The following is a 16909-nucleotide window of genomic DNA, read 5'->3' on the forward strand; positions in this document are numbered from 1 at the left end:
GGCGCGGGCGGCATGCTGGTCATCAAGCGGCCCTGGCCCTCGATGATCCGCACCATCTGGAATGACCCGGAGCGCTTCAAGAAGAGCTACTTTCCGGAAGAGATGGGCGGCACCATTTACCTCGCCGGCGACGGCGCGGTGCGGTCCGCTGGCGGACCCTCCGGTTCCGGGGCCGACCGCGGCTACTTCCGCATCACCGGGCGCATCGACGACGTGCTCAACGTGTCGGGCCATCGGCTCGGCACGATGGAAATCGAATCGGCGCTCGTCGCCAAGACCGACCTGGTGGCCGAAGCGGCGGTGGTGGGCCGGCCGGACGACGTGACGGGCGAGGCGGTGTGCGCCTTCGTCGTGCTCAAGCGCAGCCGCCCGACGGGCGAGGAGGCCAAGCAGATCGCCAACGAGCTGCGTGCCTGGGTGGCCAAGGAAATCGGGCCGATTGCCAAGCCGAAGGACATCCGCTTCGGGGACAACCTGCCCAAGACGCGCAGCGGCAAGATCATGCGGCGCCTCTTGCGCAGCATTGCCAAGGGCGAGGCCATCACGCAGGACACTTCCACGCTGGAAAATCCGGCCATTCTGGAACAGTTGTCACAGACCAATTGATTCGATCTGTAGGACATGGCCGTTAGTGGAAAGCAGGAGCCTGTGCGGCTCACGGCCTGAGGTACAACCAGCGAAGTCGCCGTGCGCCGGGGTGTGCATGGCAGGTTCCGTTGTGTTCGATCTGTCCGAAGGAGGCCCCCATGGGTGTGAGATCTGCTTTCCTGTTTGCCATTCTGCTGCTGATCGCGGCCCTTGCCGCGCTCAACTGGGGCACGCTGTCGGCGCCCGTACCGGTCTCGCTGGGGTTCATGACCGTTTCAGCGCCGCTGGGCCTGATGATGCTGGGGCTCACCGTGGCCCTGGGCATCTTCTTCCTGGTTTATGTGCTGTACCTGCACAGCTCCGTGCTGCTGGACGCCAAGCGCCACAACAAGGAAATGCAGGTGCAGCGCGACCTTGCCGACAAGGCCGAGGCTTCGCGCTTTACCGAACTGCGCAATTTTCTGGAAGTGCAGGAAAACAAGCACATGGCGCATAACGCCGAGCGCCATGCCGCGTTGCTTGCGCGGCTGGGGCAGGTGGAGAGCGTGATCCGTCAGCGCTCCGAGCAATCGGACAACACCGTGGCCGCGCACATCGGCCAGCTCGAAGACCGCATCGAGCGCCGGCCGCTGCCCACGGACATCGATCCGCGGATTTGATCAGCGCGTTGTCAGCACCCAGGCCGCGAGCTTCTTGGCGTCTGCTTCGCTCACCTGGTTGTTGGCCGGCATCGGCACCGGCCCCCACACGCCAGAACCACCCTTGATGATCTTTGCCGCGAGCATGTCCGCAGCGCCGGCATTGCCCTTGTACTTGGCGGCCACGTCCTTGAACGCGGGGCCAAGCACCTTGCGGTCGACCGCGTGGCAGCTCATGCAGTTTTTCGACGTGGCCAGCGCCAGGTCGGCGAAGGCGGGCGCCGCCAGGCCAAGGCCCAGAAGCGCGAAGGACAAGAGTCTTTTCATGGGGCTTATTTCGTAATGGCTGGGTTACATTCGATCTAACGCGATTGTAGGTAACGCCGTGTACCGGCGTCCGGAAGCGCTTCCAATAAAACCCGAGGGATTCGCGATGCTTTTTCTGCTGTTGGGCCTGCTGGGCATAGGCCTGAAATACTTCGAAGTGGGCATGGTCGCCGGCTGGAGCTGGTGGATCGTGCTGTCTCCGTTTGCGCTCGCCGTGGCGTGGTGGGCATGGGCCGATTCGTCGGGCTATACAAAGCGCAAGGTCATCGAGCGCGAAGAGCGGCGCAAGCAGGCGCGAATCGATCGCCAGCGCAACAACATGGGCCTGCCGCCCAACAACCGCCCGAAGCGCTGACACTTCACGCGCGGCATCACCACCGCGTGAGTGTGCGGCCCGAGCCATGGGCGGGCCGGCCGCCCATGTTCGCCCGCTTATTCAGAACTTGTCGAGCACTGCGCCCGAGCTGGCGCTCGAAGCATTGAACGCGAACTTGGCCTGCACGCCACGCGTGTAGCGCGGAGCCGGCGGCTTCCAGCCTTCGCGACGCTTGGCAAGCTCTGCTTCGGGCACGTTGAGTTCGAGCACCAGCTTGTGCGCGTCGATGGTGATCGAGTCGCCTTCGTTCACGAAAGCAATGGTGCCGCCGGCCGCTGCTTCGGGTGCGACGTGGCCGACCACCATGCCCCAGGTGCCGCCAGAAAAGCGGCCGTCGGTGATGAGGCCCACGCTCTCGCCAAGACCCGCACCGATGAGCGCACCCGTGGGCGCCAGCATTTCGGGCATGCCCGGGCCGCCCTTGGGCCCCAGGTAGCGCAGCACCATCACGTCGCCCGCCTTGATCTTGCCGTCAAGAATGGCCTTGAGTGCCGACTGCTCGTCATCGAACACGCGCGCAGGGCCGGTGATCACGGGGTTCTTCAGGCCGGTGATCTTGGCGACCGCGCCTTCGGGCGACAGGTTGCCCTTGAGGATGGCCAGGTGGCCTTCTTCGTACATCGGGTTGTCGATGGGGCGGATCACGTCCTGGTCGGCGCGCGGCACGTCGGGCACGTCCTTCAGCACTTCGGCAATCGTCTGGCCCGTAATGGTGATGCAGTCGCCATGCAGCAGGCCCGCGTTCAGCAGCACCTTCATCACCTGCGGAATGCCGCCGGCCTGGTGCAGGTCGACCGCAAGGTACTTGCCCGAAGGCTTCAGGTCGCAGATCACCGGAACCTTCTTGCGCATGCGCTCGAAATCGTCGATGGTCCATTCGACTTCGGCCGCGTGCGCAATGGCCAGGAAGTGCAGCACGGCGTTGGTCGAGCCGCCCGTCGCCATGATGACGGCAACTGCGTTCTCGATGGCCTTCTTGGTCACGATGTCGCGCGGCTTCAGGTCTTTCTTGATCGCCTCGATCAGCACCTTGGCCGATTCCTTGGCCGAGTTGGCCTTTTCGTCGTGTGGATTGGCCATGGTCGACGAGTAGGGCAGCGAAATGCCCAGTGCCTCGAACGCGCTGGACATGGTGTTGGCCGTGTACATGCCGCCGCACGAGCCGGTGCCCGGAATGGCGCGCTTCTCGATCTCCAGCAGGTCTTCGTCGCTCATGTTGCCGGCGGCGTTCTGGCCTACGGCTTCGAACACGCTCACGATGTTGAGGTCTTGCCCCTTGTACTTGCCCGGCAGGATGGTGCCGCCGTACACGTAGATTGCCGGCACGTTGGCGCGGAGCATGCCCATGAGGCCGCCCGGCATGTTCTTGTCGCAGCCGCCAACCACCAGCACGCCGTCCATCCACTGGCCGCCCACGCAGGTCTCGATGCAATCGGAGATGACTTCGCGGCTCACCAGCGAGTACTTCATGCCTTCGGTGCCCATGGCCATGCCGTCGGAAATGGTGGGGGTGCCGAACACCTGTGCGTTGCCGCCTGCCTCTTCGATGCCCGCAATGGCTGCGTCGGCCAGCTTTTGGAGGCCCGAATTGCACGGCGTGATGGTGCTGTGGCCGTTGGCCACACCGACCATCGGCTTCTTGAAGTCGCTTTCTTGGTAGCCCATGGCGTAGAACATCGAGCGGTTGGGCGCGCGGCTCTTGCCTTCGACGATGTTCGCGCTGCGGCGGTTGATCTGGATTGGCTTGGTGTCCATGGTGGGTGTCTCTTCTCGTGGGAAATTCTCGGGGAAGCCCAAGTATCGGACTTCTCATTGATTCATTCCAATCCGTTTTTATGCGCAGATTGATATGCTCGGCATATGAAAGAAGCCTTGATCGACCTGCGTGCCTGGCGCCAGTTCGTGGCCGTGGCCGAAGAGCTGCATTTCGGACGCGCCGCCGAGCGCCTGCACATGACGCAGCCGCCCGTCACGCAGGCCATTGCCCAGCTCGAAAAGACATTGGGAGTGGTGCTGTTCGACCGGACGCGCCGGCGCGTGGCGCTTACGCCCGCCGGTGAGGCGTTGCTGCCCGACGTGCGCGAGCTGCTGGCCCGTGCGCAGGCGCTGCCCGAGAGGGCCCGCGCCGCGGCGGCGGGGCAGGTGGGCAGGGTTCGCATTGCTTTTGTCTCCACCATCGGCTTCGAGAAACTGCCGGCCTGGGTGCGCGAATTTCGCGTGCTGTGCCCCGAAGTGGCCCTGGAGCTTGTCGAGGCCACGGGCGACGTGCAGCTCGAAGCCTTCGGCCGCGGCGAGATCGATGCCGGACTCATGCTCCATTCGCCCGGAGCCGCGCCGCCCGGGCTGGCGCGGCTGCCGGTGGAGCAGGAGCCGCTGGTGCTGGCCATGCCGGCGCAGCATGCATTGGCGAGTGCAACCCCCGTGCCGTTGGCCCAGGTGCTGGCGGAACCGCTGGTGATCTTTCCGCGCCGCATCGTGCCTTCGCTGCACGACGCGATCTTCGGTCTTTATCACTCGGCCGGCCGTACACCGGCCGTGGCGCAAGAGGCCATCCAGATGCAGACCATCGTCAACCTGGTCTCGGGCGGCATTGGCGTGGCCTGGGTGCCGCACAGCGTGATGCAGTTCAGGCGTTCGGGCGTGGTCTACCGCCAGGCGCAAGAGTTCAAGGGGCCGGGCCGCGGCCGGGTGGCGCTGCCTGCGTGCGAAACCAGCCTGGTGTGGCCCGCGCACGCAATGCATCCGGCGCTTGCGCGGTTCGTGGAGTTCGTCCGCGAGCGGACACACACGCGAGGTTGACCGGGGCGCCGAGCAACGCCACATCGCCGGGGCACAATCTGCGCCATGCTCATGTACCCGCAGATCAATCCCGTCGCCCTGCAACTGGGGCCCGTTGCCATTCACTGGTACGGCCTTACCTACCTGGCCGCGTTCGCGCTGTTCTATTTTCTTGGCACGCGCCGCCTGCGGCACGAACCGTATCGCTCGCTCGTCGGTGCGGGCGCGTGGCAGCGCAAGGACATCGAGGACATTCTTTTTCTTGGCGTGATGGGCGTCATCGTGGGCGGGCGGCTCGGCTATTGCCTGTTCTACAAGCCCGAGTTCTATCTTTCGCATCCGCTCGAAATCTTTTATGTGTGGCAAGGCGGCATGAGCTTTCATGGCGGCCTGCTGGGTGTGATCGCCGCAATGATCTGGTTTGCGCGCTCTCGCGCCCGGCCGTTCTGGCAAGTGATGGACTTTGTCTCGCCCTGCGTGCCCACGGGCCTTGCAGCGGGCCGCGTCGGCAATTTCATCAACGGCGAACTCTGGGGCCGATTCAGCAGCCCCGACCTGCCATGGGGCATGGTGTTTCCGCAGAGCGGCTCGATGCTGCCGCGCCACCCCTCGCAGGTTTACCAGTTCCTGCTCGAAGGGCTGCTGCTGTTCGTCATCATGTGGCTGTACGCGCGCAAGGAGCGCAAAGAGGGGCAGGTGGCCGCGGTGTTTCTCATCGGTTACGGCGCGCTGCGTTTCATTGCCGAGTACTTCCGCGAGCCCGACGACTTTCTTGGCCTGCGTGCACTCAACCTGAGCCAGGGGCAGTGGCTCAGCGTGCCGATGGTGATCTTCGGCATCGGCCTGTGGATCTGGGCCGCGCGGCGCCCGCGGCCGGCTACGGCCTGATCGGCAAGCTCTCAGGGTAAGCCCGGGCCGCGCGTCGGATGCGCGGCCTTGCGCTGCATGGGTTGCGGGCCCACAATTATGCGTAATTACACGAAATTACGCTGCCTCGCAGCACCCCGCCATGCGCCTCGTTCCCAACTCGCTGCACGACGAAGTCGCCGCAACGCTCCGCGAGCAGATCTTCGCGGGCGACCTGGCGCCGGGCAGTTTCCTGGACGAAGCGGCGCTGTGCGAAAGGTTGTCGATTTCGCGCACCCCTTTGCGTGAAGCCCTCAAGGTACTCACGGCCGAAGGCCTGCTGCGGCACGAGCCGCGGCGCGGCTGCTTCGTGCGCGAGGTAACCGAGCGCGATCTCGACGAAATATTTCCGGTCATTGCCTTGCTCGAAGGCCGCTGCGCCTACGAGGCCGCGCGCAACGCAAGCGATGCCGAGCTGCACGAGCTCGATGCCCTGCATGAACGGCTGGTGCGCCATGCCAAGGCCAAGCGTATCAACGACTACTACGCCACCAACCACCTCATTCACGAAGCGATCATCCAGCTGGCCGACAACAAGTGGCTGGCACAGGTGATCGGCGACCTGCGCAAGATTCTCAAGCTCGCGCGGCTCCAGCAACTGCACGCACCGGGGCGGCTCGAGCAAAGCCTGTCGGAGCACCTGGCGGTTTTTGCGGCGCTCAAGGCACGCGACAGCGAAGGCGCGGATGCCGCCATGCGCACGCACCTTACGCGCCAGCGCGAGGCGTTGCGCGAGGTGGCGCGGCAACAAAAATCCAGGGTGATGTCATGAACAACACAAAAAGCGGCATCTCCCGACTCAACCGAATTGGAGTTTGCCGATGAGTGCGACCGAATGGTTCCAGGCGCGGCTGCGCTCTGGCGACAAGTCAGACAACAAGGTGCCCGTGGCGCCTGAGGGGGCCGCCCGCAGCGTGCCCAAGACGGCCGCAAAGCCCGCCGTGCGCTCGACAGCCGAGCGCATGCAGGCCACCTTGCGCAAGGCCGACGAGGCGTTGTCGCCGCGCGCCTTGCGCCGTGTGCTCACGGCGCTGCAATCGGTCATCGATCCGCGCGTGAGCGAGGTCGAGGGCGGCCGCAGGGCACATGCCATTGCGCGCGAATACGCTGCCGCCACGCCAGAGGAGCGCCGAGACTACTGGGCACTGATGAGCGAGCATTTCGCGGCCGATCCGCAAAAGCTCAAGTCCGCGCGCGACCAGCACCAGGCTGCCGTGGGCACACCCGACGAAGGGCAGGCCGAGCTGAAGCTGCGGCGTGCGCTGGTGTCGCCCCGCATGCGGCTGCTGCAGCGCTTTGCGGTCGAGCCGGAGGGCATGCGCTTCCTGGTCGACCTGCGCGCCGAGCTGCTGCCTTTTCTCAAGTCCGACAAGCGGCTGATTGCGCTCGATGCCGAGTTGGAGCACCTGTTCTCCACCTGGTTCGACGTTGCGTTTCTCGAACTGCGCCGCATCGACTGGCATTCGCCTGCCTCGCTCATCGAAAAGCTGATTCGCTACGAGGCCGTGCACGACATCAAGAGCTGGACCGACGTGAAGAACCGGCTCGACGACAGCGACCGCCGCTGCTATGGCTTCTTCCATCCGCGGCTGCCCAACGAGCCGCTGATCTTTGTCGAGGTTGCGCTGGTCGACCGCATCAGCGACGGCATCATGCCGCTGCTCGACGAAGCCGCCGTGCCCATTCAGCCCGCCAAGGCAACCACCGCGATCTTCTATTCGATCAGCAACACCCAGAACGGCCTGCGCGGCGTGAGCTTTGGCGATTCGCTCATCAAGCGCGTGGTCGAGACGCTGCAGGACGAATTGCCGCGCCTGAAGACCTTTGCCACGCTCTCGCCGATTCCCGGCTTTCGGGCCTGGCTCAACAAGAATGCGGCGGAGCTGCTGCCGCGCCTGGACGAAAAGCGCGAGGCCGAGCTTGGCCGCCTGGTCGGATCGCTGCCGCCCACGGCCGACCGCCTGCTTGCGGCGGTGGACGGCGCGGCTGCGCTCGATGCAAAGTCGCCGCTGCGCCAATGGCTGCTGCAGGCCGCGGCCGAGTATTTGGGCCACACGCTGATCGACGGCACGCCGGCCGACCCTGTGGCACGCTTTCACCTGGGCAACGGCGCCCGCGTGGAGCGGCTCAACTGGGCCGGCGATCCGTCGCCCAAAGGGCAAAAACAGTCTTATGGCCTCATGGTCAATTACCTCTACGATCTCAAGCGGCTCGACAAGCATCGCGCATGGTTGGCCGAGGGCAAGGTGGCAGTTTCGGGAGATGTCGAAAGCCTGTTCTTCAAAAAAGGCTGAGTTCTGAAAGAAAAAGTCCGGCGCGCGAGGTGCCGGCGGCCGCATGGGGCGGCATTCCACAACGACAGGAGATGACAGATGACTCAGGGTTTTCAACGACGCGACGTGCTGCGTCTGGGCGCAGCCGGTGCCGCCGTTCTGTGCGGCGGTGCGGGTGCGCAGGGAGGTAACTGGCCCACTCGGCCGGTGAACATGGTCGTGCCGTTCCCGGCCGGCGGCGGCACCGATGCGTTCGCCCGTCCGCTCTCGGCCCAGTTTGCCAAGGTAGCAGGCCAGACACTGGTCATCGACAACCGCGGTGGCGCCGGCGGCACCGTCGGCGCGAGCATCGCCTCCAAGGCGCAGGCCGATGGCTACACGCTCTTCATGGGCGCGGTTCACCATGCCATTGCGCCGTCGATCTATCCCAGGCTCGACTACGACATCGAGAAGGATTTTGTGCCGCTGATGCTGCTGGCCAACGTGCCGCAGGTGGTGGTGGTCAATCCCAAGCGCGTGACGGCCAATACGCTCCAGGAGTTCGTGGCCGCGGCCAAGCGCAATCCGGGCAAGCTCAACTACGGTTCTGCGGGTTCGGGCACCTCGCATCACCTGGCGGGCGAACTGTTCAAGCTGCAGACCGGCACCTTCATCACCCACATTCCGTACCGCGGCGCGGGCCCGGCGTTGTCCGACCTGATTGCGGGCAACGTCGACCTGATGTTCGACGGCCTGGGCTCCTCCGCCCAGCACATCAAGGGCGGCCGCATCAAGGCGCTGATGGTGGCCGGCAGCAAGCGCAACCCCGCGTTCCCGGACGTACCGTGCGCAGCAGAGGTCGGCCTGCCCGACTACACGGTTACCACGTGGTACGGCCTGTGGGCGCCCAAGGGCACGCCTGCCGATTTGCAGGGGCGCATCGTCGACGACATGAAGAAGGCGCTTGCCACGGACGAGCTCAAGGCCATCTGGGCCCAGAACGGCTCCGAAATTCCGAGCCTCACCATGGCCTCGTACGGCGGCTTCGTCAGTTCCGAGATCAAGCGCTGGGCCGCTGTGGTCAAGGCCTCGGGCGCCAAGCTCGAGTAATGAGCCAAAGCACCGTTTCGTTGCGCCGCGAGGGCGCCGTTGCGTTCGTCACTTTGTCGAACGCGGGGCGCCTCAATGCGATGACGCGCGCAATGTGGCGCGAACTGCGCGCGGTGTTCGACGGTATCGCCCGCTCGAGCGATGCCGGGCTTCGAAGCGTGGTCGTCAGCGGGGAGGGCGGTGCCTTCTGCGCGGGCGGCGACATTTCGGAATACCCGTCATTCCGTTTCGAAGAAGCCAGCCTGCGCGAATTTCATGAGAACGAAGTCTGGGCTGCATTGCAGGCCATGCTCGATTGCCCGGTGCCCCTGGTCGCGCAGATCGAAGGCGCATGCATGGGCGCCGGCATCGAGATTGCAAGCTGCTGCGACATCCGGCTGGCAGGCGACTCCGCAAAGTTCGGCGCACCCATTGCAAAGCTTGGCTTTCCCATGGCGCCGCGAGAGGCGGCGCTGGTGCATGGCGCCATTGGCGACGTGCTCGCGCGCGACATGCTGCTGGCCGCGGGAGTGCACGGCGCACAGCGCCTGTACGACGCCGGCTTCTTGCTGCACGTGCTGCCCGACGGCGAAGTGGCTGCAGCCGCGCAGGCCCACGCCGCGCGCATCGCCGCACTGGCGCCGCAGGCCGCCCGGCTCCACAAGCGCACCTTCGCCATGCTGAAGGCCGGCCCGCAAGCGACCCAGAACCTGCTCGAAACCGCCTACGACTACGCCGACTCCGCCGAGCACCGTGAAGGCATTGCCGCCTTTCTTGCCAAGCGCACACCGAATTTCTGAAGACCCTGCCCGATGAAGACGAAAGCCAACCCCAATCTGTTTGCCGCCTTGCGTGCGGCCTTTCCCGCCGACCTCGACGGCATTGCCGTTGAAACCGACAACGGCCTGTTCTACTCGTGGCGGGATCTTGACCGTGCCAGCGCAATGATCGCCAACCTGCTGGATGCGCTGGGCCTGGAAGAAGGCGCCCGCATCGCGGTGCAGGTCGAGAAATCGGTCGAGGCGATGATTCTTTATCTCGCCACGCTGCGCGCCGGCTATGTGTTCCTGCCGCTCAACACCGCCTACCAAAGCGCCGAGATCGAATACTTCATCGGCAACGCCGAGCCGGCCGTTGTGGTGTGCACCAGCCGCAATGCATCGTGGGTCGGGCCTATTGCCAATGCGGCGGGCACCCGGCATGTGTTTACGCTGGACGACAACCGCACCGGCACGCTGCTCGAAGTGGCTGCGCAGTGCAGCGACCAGCATGCGGTCGCCCAACGCAAGGCCGACGACCTGGCCGCCATTCTCTACACCAGCGGCACCACCGGCCGGAGCAAGGGCGCCATGCTGACGCACGGCAACCTGCTGTCCAACGCCGAGGTGCTGAAGGACTACTGGGGCTGGACAAAAGGCGACGTGCTGATCCACGCGCTGCCCATCTTCCACGTGCATGGCCTTTTTGTTGCAATGCATGGCGCGTTGCTCAACGGCAGCAAGATGATCTGGCTGTCCAAATTCGATCCCAGGCGCGTGGTCGAGAAGTTGCCTGAGGCCACGGTGTTCATGGGCGTGCCCACGCTGTATGTGCGCCTGCTGGCAGAACCCGGCCTTACGCGCGAGGCGGTACGCAACATGCGGCTCTTCGTTGCGGGCTCGGCGCCATTGCTCATCGAAACCTTCGACGAATGGCGCGAGCGCACCGGCCACACCATTCTCGAGCGCTACGGCATGAGTGAAACGGTAATGCTCACCTCCAACCCATACAGCCCGGCACAGGGCGAACGCCGCGGCGGCACGGTGGGCTTTGCACTACCGGGCGTGCAGCTGCGCGTGCGCGACGACAGCGGCCGCGACTGCACCACCGACGAGATCGGCAACATCGAGGTGAGTGGCCCCAACGTGTTTGCGGGCTACTGGCGCATGCCCGAGAAAACCAAAGAAGAATTCACCGCCGACGGTTTCTTCAAGACCGGCGACGTGGGCAAGATCGACGGCCGTGGCTACATCACCATCGTCGGGCGCAGCAAGGACCTGATCATCAGCGGTGGCTACAACGTCTATCCCGCCGAGATCGAGGGCTACATCAACGAGTTTCCCGGCGTGGCCGAAAGCGCGGTAATCGGCGTGCCGCACCCCGACTTCGGCGAGGTGGGCGTGGCCATCGTCATTCCCAAGGCGGGCGGCACGCTTGACGCCGATGCCATCGTGGCAGAACTCAAGTCGAAGCTGGCGAACTTCAAGATACCGAAGCGCTGCTTCGTGGTGAACGAACTTCCGCGCAACACAATGGGCAAGGTGCAGAAGGCGCTGCTGCGCGCAGAGCACAAGGGCTTGTTCGCCTAGGCGCCGGTCTTTCGCCCGGCCTGTTCAGGTCGGGTGCAACCCGTTCATCAGCCCGCTGCGCGGGTGGCAGTTGATGTACTCGTAGCTTTGTTCGTCGGCCTTCAGCACCGACACCTCGTGGTACACGCGCAGCTGCAGCTGGAAGTTCAGCGCCTGCACATAGCGCATGAAGCTTCCGAAGATCGCGACGTGCGTGGGGTGCGACTCGGCCCAGCGCTCCATGTCGGCAAGCGAATGCCAGAAGCTCAGGCCAAACGACTTCTCGAGCGGCGCGCCCTTGCCGTCGAGGTGGCGCATGTAGCGGTTGACGTAGCACCCGATGCCCACGCCCTGGTCGCGCAAAAAGTCCATGCCATTGCGCAATACCGGCTCCATCTCTTCCAGGTAGAGCTTGCGTTCCTGGCCGGTGGTGTCCGTCCATTCCTGGCCGGAGCGGATCATTGCGATGTTCTCGTGGCCCGCAACGCGCACGCGCTGTCCGTGCGCCGGCACGCCGGCAATCACCGCGCGTGTGCCGGAAGGCGCCATGGCGTCGGTCTGCGAAAGCGGAATGCGGTCTCGCATGGAACCCCAGTAGCCGTGCTCCTGCACTTCGCCGCTCACACCGCCCATGATCGCGCCCACGCCTTCGAGGCGGTCCGGCGTTTTGAACATGGTCTCGAAGTGCTCGGCGCGCGGCGAGACGATCTCGCGAAAATAGCCCAAGCCGTCCGAGAGCCTTTCCGCAGAGCGCCACCACCCGTCGATCTCGGGTGTCGCGCACCAGCGGGCATGGGCGGCAGGGTCGTCCCAATAGGCGATGGCGATCATGTTGTCGTAGCCATCGGCATCGACATGGTGTGCAAAGTCATGATGGGCAGGCCCGTCGCGTAGCGCAAAGCCGGCCGCGATTTTCATCAGCGCGCCGCAGGCGCGGCCCTGCATATCGGTGCCGCGCGACTGCACGCCGAAGTAGCCCATGACCACCTGCCTGACCGCAGCATGTGCGCGCGCAGACCAGGCTGGGTAGGGCGGCGCATAGTCGTCCTCCACGCGGCGATGGCGCGTGCGCGGGCATTTCAGGTGGTCGGCAATGGCGGATTCCATGTTGCGGCTCCGGTGGTCAGGCGGCCAACTGCTGGCGTGCCGCGGCGGTGGGCTCTGGCGTGGCAACGATGGCTTCGAAGGCGCCGCCCTCGACCTCGGGCGCGCGCTGCAGCACCACCGGTTCGCGCTTTGTCTTGTTCAACAGCAACTGCGTGACGTCGGGGCGCGAGTAGTGGCCGCTCGGATCGGCCGCGGCCTTGGCGAGCGCAATCATTCCAAGGTCGATGTCGGCAATCACCAGTCCTTCCTGGTCTTCGGCCAGAGGCGTCCCAAGCGGCGAGCCGTCGGGCGCGTAGATGCGTGCAAAGCCGCCGCCCACGCGCAGCAACTGCTGCTTGCCTGCATCGGTGCACATCAGCTCGCTCATCGCCTGCGAAACCGTGGCGCACGGTGCAACGACGAAGCACTGGCCCTCCGCCGCATACACCTGGCTGGCCGCATTGTTGAGCTCGGGGCCAAGGGCGAAGGCCGCGCCGCGGTAGAGCGAAAAGCTGGGCCACGCGCCGCAGTGGATCTGCTCGTTCTGCGCATACATGGCGTATTTGCTGAGGGGCTGCAGGTGCTCCCAGCAAGAGAGCGACCCAACGTTGCCGATGGGCGTCTCGGCCACCGCAAGGTCGGAGCCGTCGCCTTCGCCGAAAACGGTGCGCTCCACGTGGGTGGGCTTGAGCTTGCGTCGCGTCTGTACCGTGTTGCCCTGGTCGTCGATCAGCGCCTGCGCAATGTAGAGGCTGCCGGCGGCCTTTTCGCTGTAGCCCAGCGAAACCCAGATCTTGTGTTTGCGCGCGGCATCCCGGATGCGGTCGAACTCGCCCGAACCGACGACCAGTGAGTTGTCGTGATAACGCTGCACAAACTGCATGCCCCAAGCCGGCGAGTCGAGCCAGATCCACCAGGGATAGCCGGGCACCCAGGTTTCAGGAAAGGCGATGAGCTTCACGCCCTGGTCGGCCGCCTCGGCCATGAGATCGATGGTCTTGTCGATCGTGCCGTCGAGATCGAGGAACACAGGCGCGGCCTGCACGGATGCAACGCGAAGCTTGGGGTGAACGGTGGCGGGCATGGGGGCTCCAGAACGGGTTGGTGAAACAACTTCGCACACCTTGCACCGGGTTTGCGCGGTGGCATGCGGGTTGCTTCAAGCGTAGATTCGCCGCCGCGAAACGCCTTGACCATGACTTGCGGCGTTCTTGCTTCAGCGTTGCATGCCGGCTTTTCAGAAAAACCGAGAAACCCCAGATGAACCAGTTGCTCAGCACAGAAGCCGTTCCGCGCAACCAGCGGCTGGCCTACTGGACGGACATGATCTGCAACGTGTACGTGCAGCTTGGGTGCGATGCGGTGCACGATGGTGCCGCGGGCGATTTCGAGGGCAGCATTCGCCAGCACACGCTGCCGGGCCTGGACGTGTCGGTGGTCACGTCGGCGGCGCAAAGGGTCATGCGCACGCCGGGGCACATATCGCGGTCGGGTGACGATTGCTTTCTTGTCAGCATCCAGGCGCGCGGCCAGGGCGTGGTGCGCCAGGACGGGCGAGACGCCGTGCTGGCGGCGGGCGACTTTGCGCTGTACGACAGCACCCGGCCCTATGAATTGCTGTTCGACAAGGCTTTCGAGCAGATCGTGCTCAAGCTGCCGGGTGAGCGCCTGCGCAGCGAACTGCACGACACCGAAGCACTGACCGCCACCACAGTGTCCGGACGCGAGGGTGCGGGGCACCTGCTGCTGGGAATGATCCGCACGCTGCGAGAAGACATCGACACCTTGCAGCCCGCCTCGGCGCTTGCGGTGGCCAATGGCGTACAGAGTATTCTGGTTGCGGGTTTGCAAACGCTGCCCGCGGCGCGCGCCCCGGGCCTCAGCAACCTCACGGCCTACCACCTGGCTCGCGTGAAGCGCCGCATCGACGAGCAACTGGCGGACCCGTCGCTCTCGGTGGGGAGCCTTGCGGCAGAGTTGGGTGTTTCAGCAAGCCACATTCACCGCGTTTTCAAGAGCGAGCCGCTCACGCCTTCGCAGTACATCTGGGAGCGCCGGCTCGAAGCGTGCAGCCGCGACCTGCTCGAGCCGCGCCTTGCCGGCCGGCCGGTGGCCGACATTGCCTACGGCCGCGGCTTCAACGATGCGGCGCACTTCAGCCGCGCATTCCGCGAACGCTTCGGCTGCTCGCCGCGCGAGTGGCGGCAGCAACGCGTTCAACAGCAATGAAAAAAAGGCGCGGCCTTCGCCGGGTTTATTGAACCAGCAGCACCGAGGTGTCGGTTTCGGAAATGACCTTGGTGGCTACCGAGCCCATCAGCGCACGGCCGAAAATGCCGTGGCCGTGGGTGCCGAGCACGATCAGTTGGGCATGCGTGGCCGTTGCCGACTTGAGGATTTCCTCGGCCGCATGGCCGTGGCGCTTGTCGATGGTGAAGTTGCTCACGTTGTTCTGTGCAAGCAATGCCTTCACGGGGTCGAGCACCTTGGCGCTTTCTTCGGCGTAGTAGTCGTCAACCACCTGCTTGCTGAGGTGGCGCGCCACGTGGCCGTGCACGCCGGTGCACACATGCACGATCACCAGCTCATGCCCGTCCACGAACATGGCGCGGTTGGCGAGCAGGTAGTTGAGCGCCTTTTGCGTGTAGGCGCTGCCGTCGACTGCGATGAGGATTTTCATCAGGCCGGTTATACGGCCCGCGCCTTGCTGCCGCAACGAGTCTCACCCGGCGCCCAAGGGACATTCGCTCGCACAGCCGCGCAGTGTGCGAAGCTGCTCGATGGCTCAGCCTTGCAGGCCCTTCCAGAGCATGTAGGCGGCAAGCAGGTACAGGATGCTCGCGAACACGCGCTTGAGCTTTTTTACCGGCAGGTTGTGCGCGGCCTTGGCACCCAAGGGCGCGGTGAGCACGCTGCACAGCGCAATGACGACAAGAGCGGGCAGCCAGATGTAGCCGAACGAACCGGCCGGAAGGCCTTGCACCGACTGGCCGCTCACCACATAACCCAGCACGTTGGCCACCGCAATCGGAAAGCCGAGTGCGGCGCTGGTGGCCACGGCGTTGTGGATCGAGATATTGCACCAGGTCATGAACGGCACGCTGACGAAGCCGCCGCCCGCGCCCACCAGGCCCGAGATGAAGCCGATGGCGCCGCCGGCCGAAAGCTGGCCCGCCGTGCCCGGCATCTGGCGCGTGGGCTTGGGTTTGCGGTCAAGAAACATCTGCGTTGCCGAAAAGCCCACGAACAGCGCGAACACAATGGCCAGTACCGTGCCCTTGAGCAGCGAGAACACGCCCAGGCTGCCCAGCAGGCTGCCAATGACGATGCCGGGCGCCAGGCGCCGCACGATGTCCCAGCGAACCGCGCCGCGCTTGTGATGCGCGCGCACGCTGGACACCGAGGTGAAGATGATCGTTGCCATCGAGGTGGCAATGGCCATCTTGACGGCAAGATCGGAGGCAACCCCGCGGTGCCCCATGATGATTGTGATGAACGGCACCATGAGCATTCCGCCCCCAATGCCGAGCAAGCCCGCCAGAAAACCGGTGCCCAGGCCGAGTGCGGCCAATTCGGCGATCAAGAGGGGGTCGAGCAGGGAGTTCACGCAGCGGAGCCTTGAAAAAAAGCAACGGCCCCGTGCAGCGCATGCCGGGGCCGTATGAAGGGAAAAAGGTGTCTGCAAGTGGGCGCCGAACCCGCATCCTGAACCAGGGTTCAGGTGGGCGAGGGCAGCAAGGCTTCGGGTTCATCTGACGCGAGATGATCACGCCCGCCAAGCGATGTACCAAGCCCGGCTCCGGAGAGCATTGGAACAAGGAAATATTAAGCCCGACGCGCACCGCAGACAGTTCGGATTTTACGCCTCCGACGGGCCGGGCGCTTCTCTTCAGAGTAAATGGTCATCGCCCGCAAGGGCTTGATCGAGTTTCTGAATGAGTTGGGCGGCCTTGGCGTCGTCTTCGCCGGTGCCCGCCGCCGATGCCGTGGCAACCGGGGTGGCAGCCGGTGCGGGAGCGGCCGCTGCGGCCGCCTGCTGCGCCGCCAGGTCGAAGGCCAGGTTGAGCGACGCGAGCACCGCAATTCGGTCGCGGGCCTTTACCTTGCCCGCATCGCGGATCTTGCACATGGCAGCGTCCACGCGGTCGACGGCGTCGCGCAATTGCGCCTCGCCGCCCTCGGGGCAGCCGAGCAGATAGCTCTGGCCCATGATCTGAACTTCAATCTGCTTCATGCGGGGGAATCTTCGGAAGGTGGTTCGGCCGGCAGCCGCTCGAGCAGGGCGTCGAGGCGGGTGCGCGCCGCGGCAAGCCGCGACTTCAGCGCGTCGCGCTCGCGCGTGAGCGCTTCGACCTGCTCCTGCAGCAGCGCATTGGTGCGCTGCACCTCTTCATGACGCACGAGCAGGCGTTCCACACGCTCGGCGATCTGGTCGATGGGGCTGGAAGCGGGCATGGTTGGCGATTGTAGTTTCCCAGGGAGGCGGTCCCCCGGGGCGCCGGGCGCAGCGTAGGACCGGGACGGATTCTGCGGCCTGCACCT

19 protein-coding genes are annotated in these 16909 nt (G+C 65.0%); 11 read left to right on the forward strand and 8 right to left on the reverse strand.

The window, feature by feature from the left end; all coding sequences use genetic code 11:
- Together J2X67_RS16625 and J2X67_RS16630 are read left to right on the forward strand one after the other, a co-directional pair.
- A partial coding sequence (locus J2X67_RS16625) for an AMP-binding enzyme (RefSeq protein WP_409050510.1) occupies nt 1-606 on the forward strand: 606 nt, incomplete at its 5' end.
- 140 nt (nt 607-746) lie between these two features.
- Complete coding sequence (locus J2X67_RS16630; RefSeq protein WP_309954456.1) at nt 747-1247, forward strand: LapA family protein; 501 nt, start codon at nt 747-749, stop codon at nt 1245-1247.
- Here J2X67_RS16630 and J2X67_RS16635 read toward each other — a convergent pair whose 3' ends face one another.
- Nucleotides 1248-1553, reverse strand: a complete 306-nt coding sequence (locus J2X67_RS16635) for a c-type cytochrome (protein ID WP_309954457.1) — start codon at nt 1551-1553, stop codon at nt 1248-1250.
- A gap of 106 nt (nt 1554-1659) precedes the next feature.
- On the opposite strand from J2X67_RS16635, the gene J2X67_RS16640 reads away from it, so the two are divergent.
- Nucleotides 1660-1908: a TIGR04438 family Trp-rich protein gene (locus tag J2X67_RS16640; protein WP_309954459.1), complete on the forward strand. Its 249-nt coding sequence runs from the start codon at nt 1660-1662 to the stop codon at nt 1906-1908.
- Between the two features lie 81 nt (nt 1909-1989).
- On the opposite strand, the gene ilvD is transcribed toward J2X67_RS16640, so the two are convergent.
- Nucleotides 1990-3684, reverse strand: coding sequence for a dihydroxy-acid dehydratase (gene ilvD / locus J2X67_RS16645; protein WP_281151149.1), 1695 nt, complete (start codon nt 3682-3684; stop codon nt 1990-1992).
- 105 nt (nt 3685-3789) lie between these two features.
- On the opposite strand from ilvD, the gene J2X67_RS16650 reads away from it, so the two are divergent.
- The 7 genes from J2X67_RS16650 (at nt 3790) to J2X67_RS16680 (ending at nt 11302) form a co-directional block, all read left to right on the forward strand.
- Nucleotides 3790-4728 carry a LysR family transcriptional regulator gene (locus J2X67_RS16650; protein WP_309954461.1) on the forward strand — a complete coding sequence of 313 codons (939 nt, stop codon included), beginning with the start codon at nt 3790-3792 and terminating at the stop codon, nt 4726-4728.
- Nucleotides 4729-4773: 45 nt separating this feature from the next.
- Complete coding sequence (gene lgt, locus J2X67_RS16655; RefSeq protein ID WP_309954463.1) at nt 4774-5595, forward strand: prolipoprotein diacylglyceryl transferase; 822 nt, start codon at nt 4774-4776, stop codon at nt 5593-5595.
- A gap of 121 nt (nt 5596-5716) precedes the next feature.
- A complete protein-coding gene (locus J2X67_RS16660) occupies nt 5717-6385 on the forward strand; it encodes a GntR family transcriptional regulator (RefSeq protein WP_281151146.1) in 669 nt (222 codons plus the stop codon).
- Nucleotides 6386-6434: 49 nt separating this feature from the next.
- Nucleotides 6435-7907, forward strand: coding sequence for a malonyl-CoA decarboxylase (locus J2X67_RS16665; RefSeq protein WP_309954466.1), 1473 nt, complete (start codon nt 6435-6437; stop codon nt 7905-7907).
- A gap of 78 nt (nt 7908-7985) precedes the next feature.
- Nucleotides 7986-8975: a tripartite tricarboxylate transporter substrate binding protein gene (locus J2X67_RS16670; RefSeq protein ID WP_309954467.1), complete on the forward strand. Its 990-nt coding sequence runs from the start codon at nt 7986-7988 to the stop codon at nt 8973-8975.
- Nucleotides 8975-9754 (forward strand): enoyl-CoA hydratase/isomerase family protein, encoded by a 780-nt coding sequence (locus J2X67_RS16675; protein WP_309954469.1) that lies wholly within the window; start codon nt 8975-8977, stop codon nt 9752-9754. The genes J2X67_RS16670 and J2X67_RS16675 overlap by 1 nt, the downstream gene beginning before the upstream one ends.
- A gap of 12 nt (nt 9755-9766) precedes the next feature.
- Nucleotides 9767-11302: a malonyl-CoA synthase gene (locus J2X67_RS16680; protein WP_309954471.1), complete on the forward strand. Its 1536-nt coding sequence runs from the start codon at nt 9767-9769 to the stop codon at nt 11300-11302.
- Between the two features lie 24 nt (nt 11303-11326).
- Here J2X67_RS16680 and J2X67_RS16685 read toward each other — a convergent pair whose 3' ends face one another.
- The gene (locus tag J2X67_RS16685; RefSeq protein ID WP_309954473.1) at nt 11327-12388 is read right to left on the reverse strand and encodes a phenylacetaldoxime dehydratase family protein; all 1062 of its coding nucleotides are present in this window, start codon (nt 12386-12388) and stop codon (nt 11327-11329) included.
- Between the two features lie 16 nt (nt 12389-12404).
- The gene (locus J2X67_RS16690; protein ID WP_309954475.1) at nt 12405-13451 is read right to left on the reverse strand and encodes a carbon-nitrogen hydrolase family protein; all 1047 of its coding nucleotides are present in this window, start codon (nt 13449-13451) and stop codon (nt 12405-12407) included.
- 176 nt (nt 13452-13627) lie between these two features.
- On the opposite strand from J2X67_RS16690, the gene J2X67_RS16695 reads away from it, so the two are divergent.
- A complete protein-coding gene (locus tag J2X67_RS16695) occupies nt 13628-14596 on the forward strand; it encodes a helix-turn-helix domain-containing protein (RefSeq protein ID WP_309954477.1) in 969 nt (322 codons plus the stop codon).
- Nucleotides 14597-14621: 25 nt separating this feature from the next.
- Here J2X67_RS16695 and J2X67_RS16700 read toward each other — a convergent pair whose 3' ends face one another.
- The 4 genes from J2X67_RS16700 to J2X67_RS16715 form a co-directional block, all read right to left on the reverse strand.
- Nucleotides 14622-15047 (reverse strand): universal stress protein, encoded by a 426-nt coding sequence (locus tag J2X67_RS16700; RefSeq protein ID WP_309954478.1) that lies wholly within the window; start codon nt 15045-15047, stop codon nt 14622-14624.
- Nucleotides 15048-15152: 105 nt separating this feature from the next.
- Nucleotides 15153-15974 (reverse strand): sulfite exporter TauE/SafE family protein, encoded by an 822-nt coding sequence (locus tag J2X67_RS16705; RefSeq protein ID WP_309954481.1) that lies wholly within the window; start codon nt 15972-15974, stop codon nt 15153-15155.
- Between the two features lie 282 nt (nt 15975-16256).
- Nucleotides 16257-16601: a cell division protein ZapA gene (locus J2X67_RS16710; protein WP_309954484.1), complete on the reverse strand. Its 345-nt coding sequence runs from the start codon at nt 16599-16601 to the stop codon at nt 16257-16259.
- A complete protein-coding gene (locus J2X67_RS16715) occupies nt 16598-16822 on the reverse strand; it encodes a DUF904 domain-containing protein (RefSeq protein WP_093023459.1) in 225 nt (74 codons plus the stop codon). Before J2X67_RS16715 ends, J2X67_RS16710 begins: the two co-directional genes overlap by 4 nt.
- Nucleotides 16823-16909: the final 87 nt, after the last annotated feature.

Origin of the sequence: Variovorax sp. 3319 (assembly GCF_031456585.1) — a bacterium.
Classification (GTDB): Bacteria; Pseudomonadota; Gammaproteobacteria; order Burkholderiales; family Burkholderiaceae_C; genus Variovorax; species Variovorax paradoxus_P.

Bases quoted from the DNA above. Each gene is read 5' to 3' on its own strand.
- J2X67_RS16630 (WP_309954456.1), top strand. From the start codon at position 747: ATGGGTGTGAGATCTGCTTTCCTGTTTGCCATTCTGCTGCTGATCGCG.
- J2X67_RS16635 (WP_309954457.1), bottom strand. From the start codon at position 1,553: ATGAAAAGACTCTTGTCCTTCGCGCTTCTGGGCCTTGGCCTGGCGGCG.
- J2X67_RS16640 (WP_309954459.1), top strand. From the start codon at position 1,660: ATGCTTTTTCTGCTGTTGGGCCTGCTGGGCATAGGCCTGAAATACTTC.
- ilvD (WP_281151149.1), bottom strand. From the start codon at position 3,684: ATGGACACCAAGCCAATCCAGATCAACCGCCGCAGCGCGAACATCGTC.
- J2X67_RS16650 (WP_309954461.1), top strand. From the start codon at position 3,790: ATGAAAGAAGCCTTGATCGACCTGCGTGCCTGGCGCCAGTTCGTGGCC.
- lgt (WP_309954463.1), top strand. From the start codon at position 4,774: ATGCTCATGTACCCGCAGATCAATCCCGTCGCCCTGCAACTGGGGCCC.
- J2X67_RS16660 (WP_281151146.1), top strand. From the start codon at position 5,717: ATGCGCCTCGTTCCCAACTCGCTGCACGACGAAGTCGCCGCAACGCTC.
- J2X67_RS16665 (WP_309954466.1), top strand. From the start codon at position 6,435: ATGAGTGCGACCGAATGGTTCCAGGCGCGGCTGCGCTCTGGCGACAAG.
- J2X67_RS16670 (WP_309954467.1), top strand. From the start codon at position 7,986: ATGACTCAGGGTTTTCAACGACGCGACGTGCTGCGTCTGGGCGCAGCC.
- J2X67_RS16675 (WP_309954469.1), top strand. From the start codon at position 8,975: ATGAGCCAAAGCACCGTTTCGTTGCGCCGCGAGGGCGCCGTTGCGTTC.
- J2X67_RS16680 (WP_309954471.1), top strand. From the start codon at position 9,767: ATGAAGACGAAAGCCAACCCCAATCTGTTTGCCGCCTTGCGTGCGGCC.
- J2X67_RS16685 (WP_309954473.1), bottom strand. From the start codon at position 12,388: ATGGAATCCGCCATTGCCGACCACCTGAAATGCCCGCGCACGCGCCAT.
- J2X67_RS16690 (WP_309954475.1), bottom strand. From the start codon at position 13,451: ATGCCCGCCACCGTTCACCCCAAGCTTCGCGTTGCATCCGTGCAGGCC.
- J2X67_RS16695 (WP_309954477.1), top strand. From the start codon at position 13,628: ATGAACCAGTTGCTCAGCACAGAAGCCGTTCCGCGCAACCAGCGGCTG.
- J2X67_RS16700 (WP_309954478.1), bottom strand. From the start codon at position 15,047: ATGAAAATCCTCATCGCAGTCGACGGCAGCGCCTACACGCAAAAGGCG.
- J2X67_RS16710 (WP_309954484.1), bottom strand. From the start codon at position 16,601: ATGAAGCAGATTGAAGTTCAGATCATGGGCCAGAGCTATCTGCTCGGC.
- J2X67_RS16715 (WP_093023459.1), bottom strand. From the start codon at position 16,822: ATGCCCGCTTCCAGCCCCATCGACCAGATCGCCGAGCGTGTGGAACGC.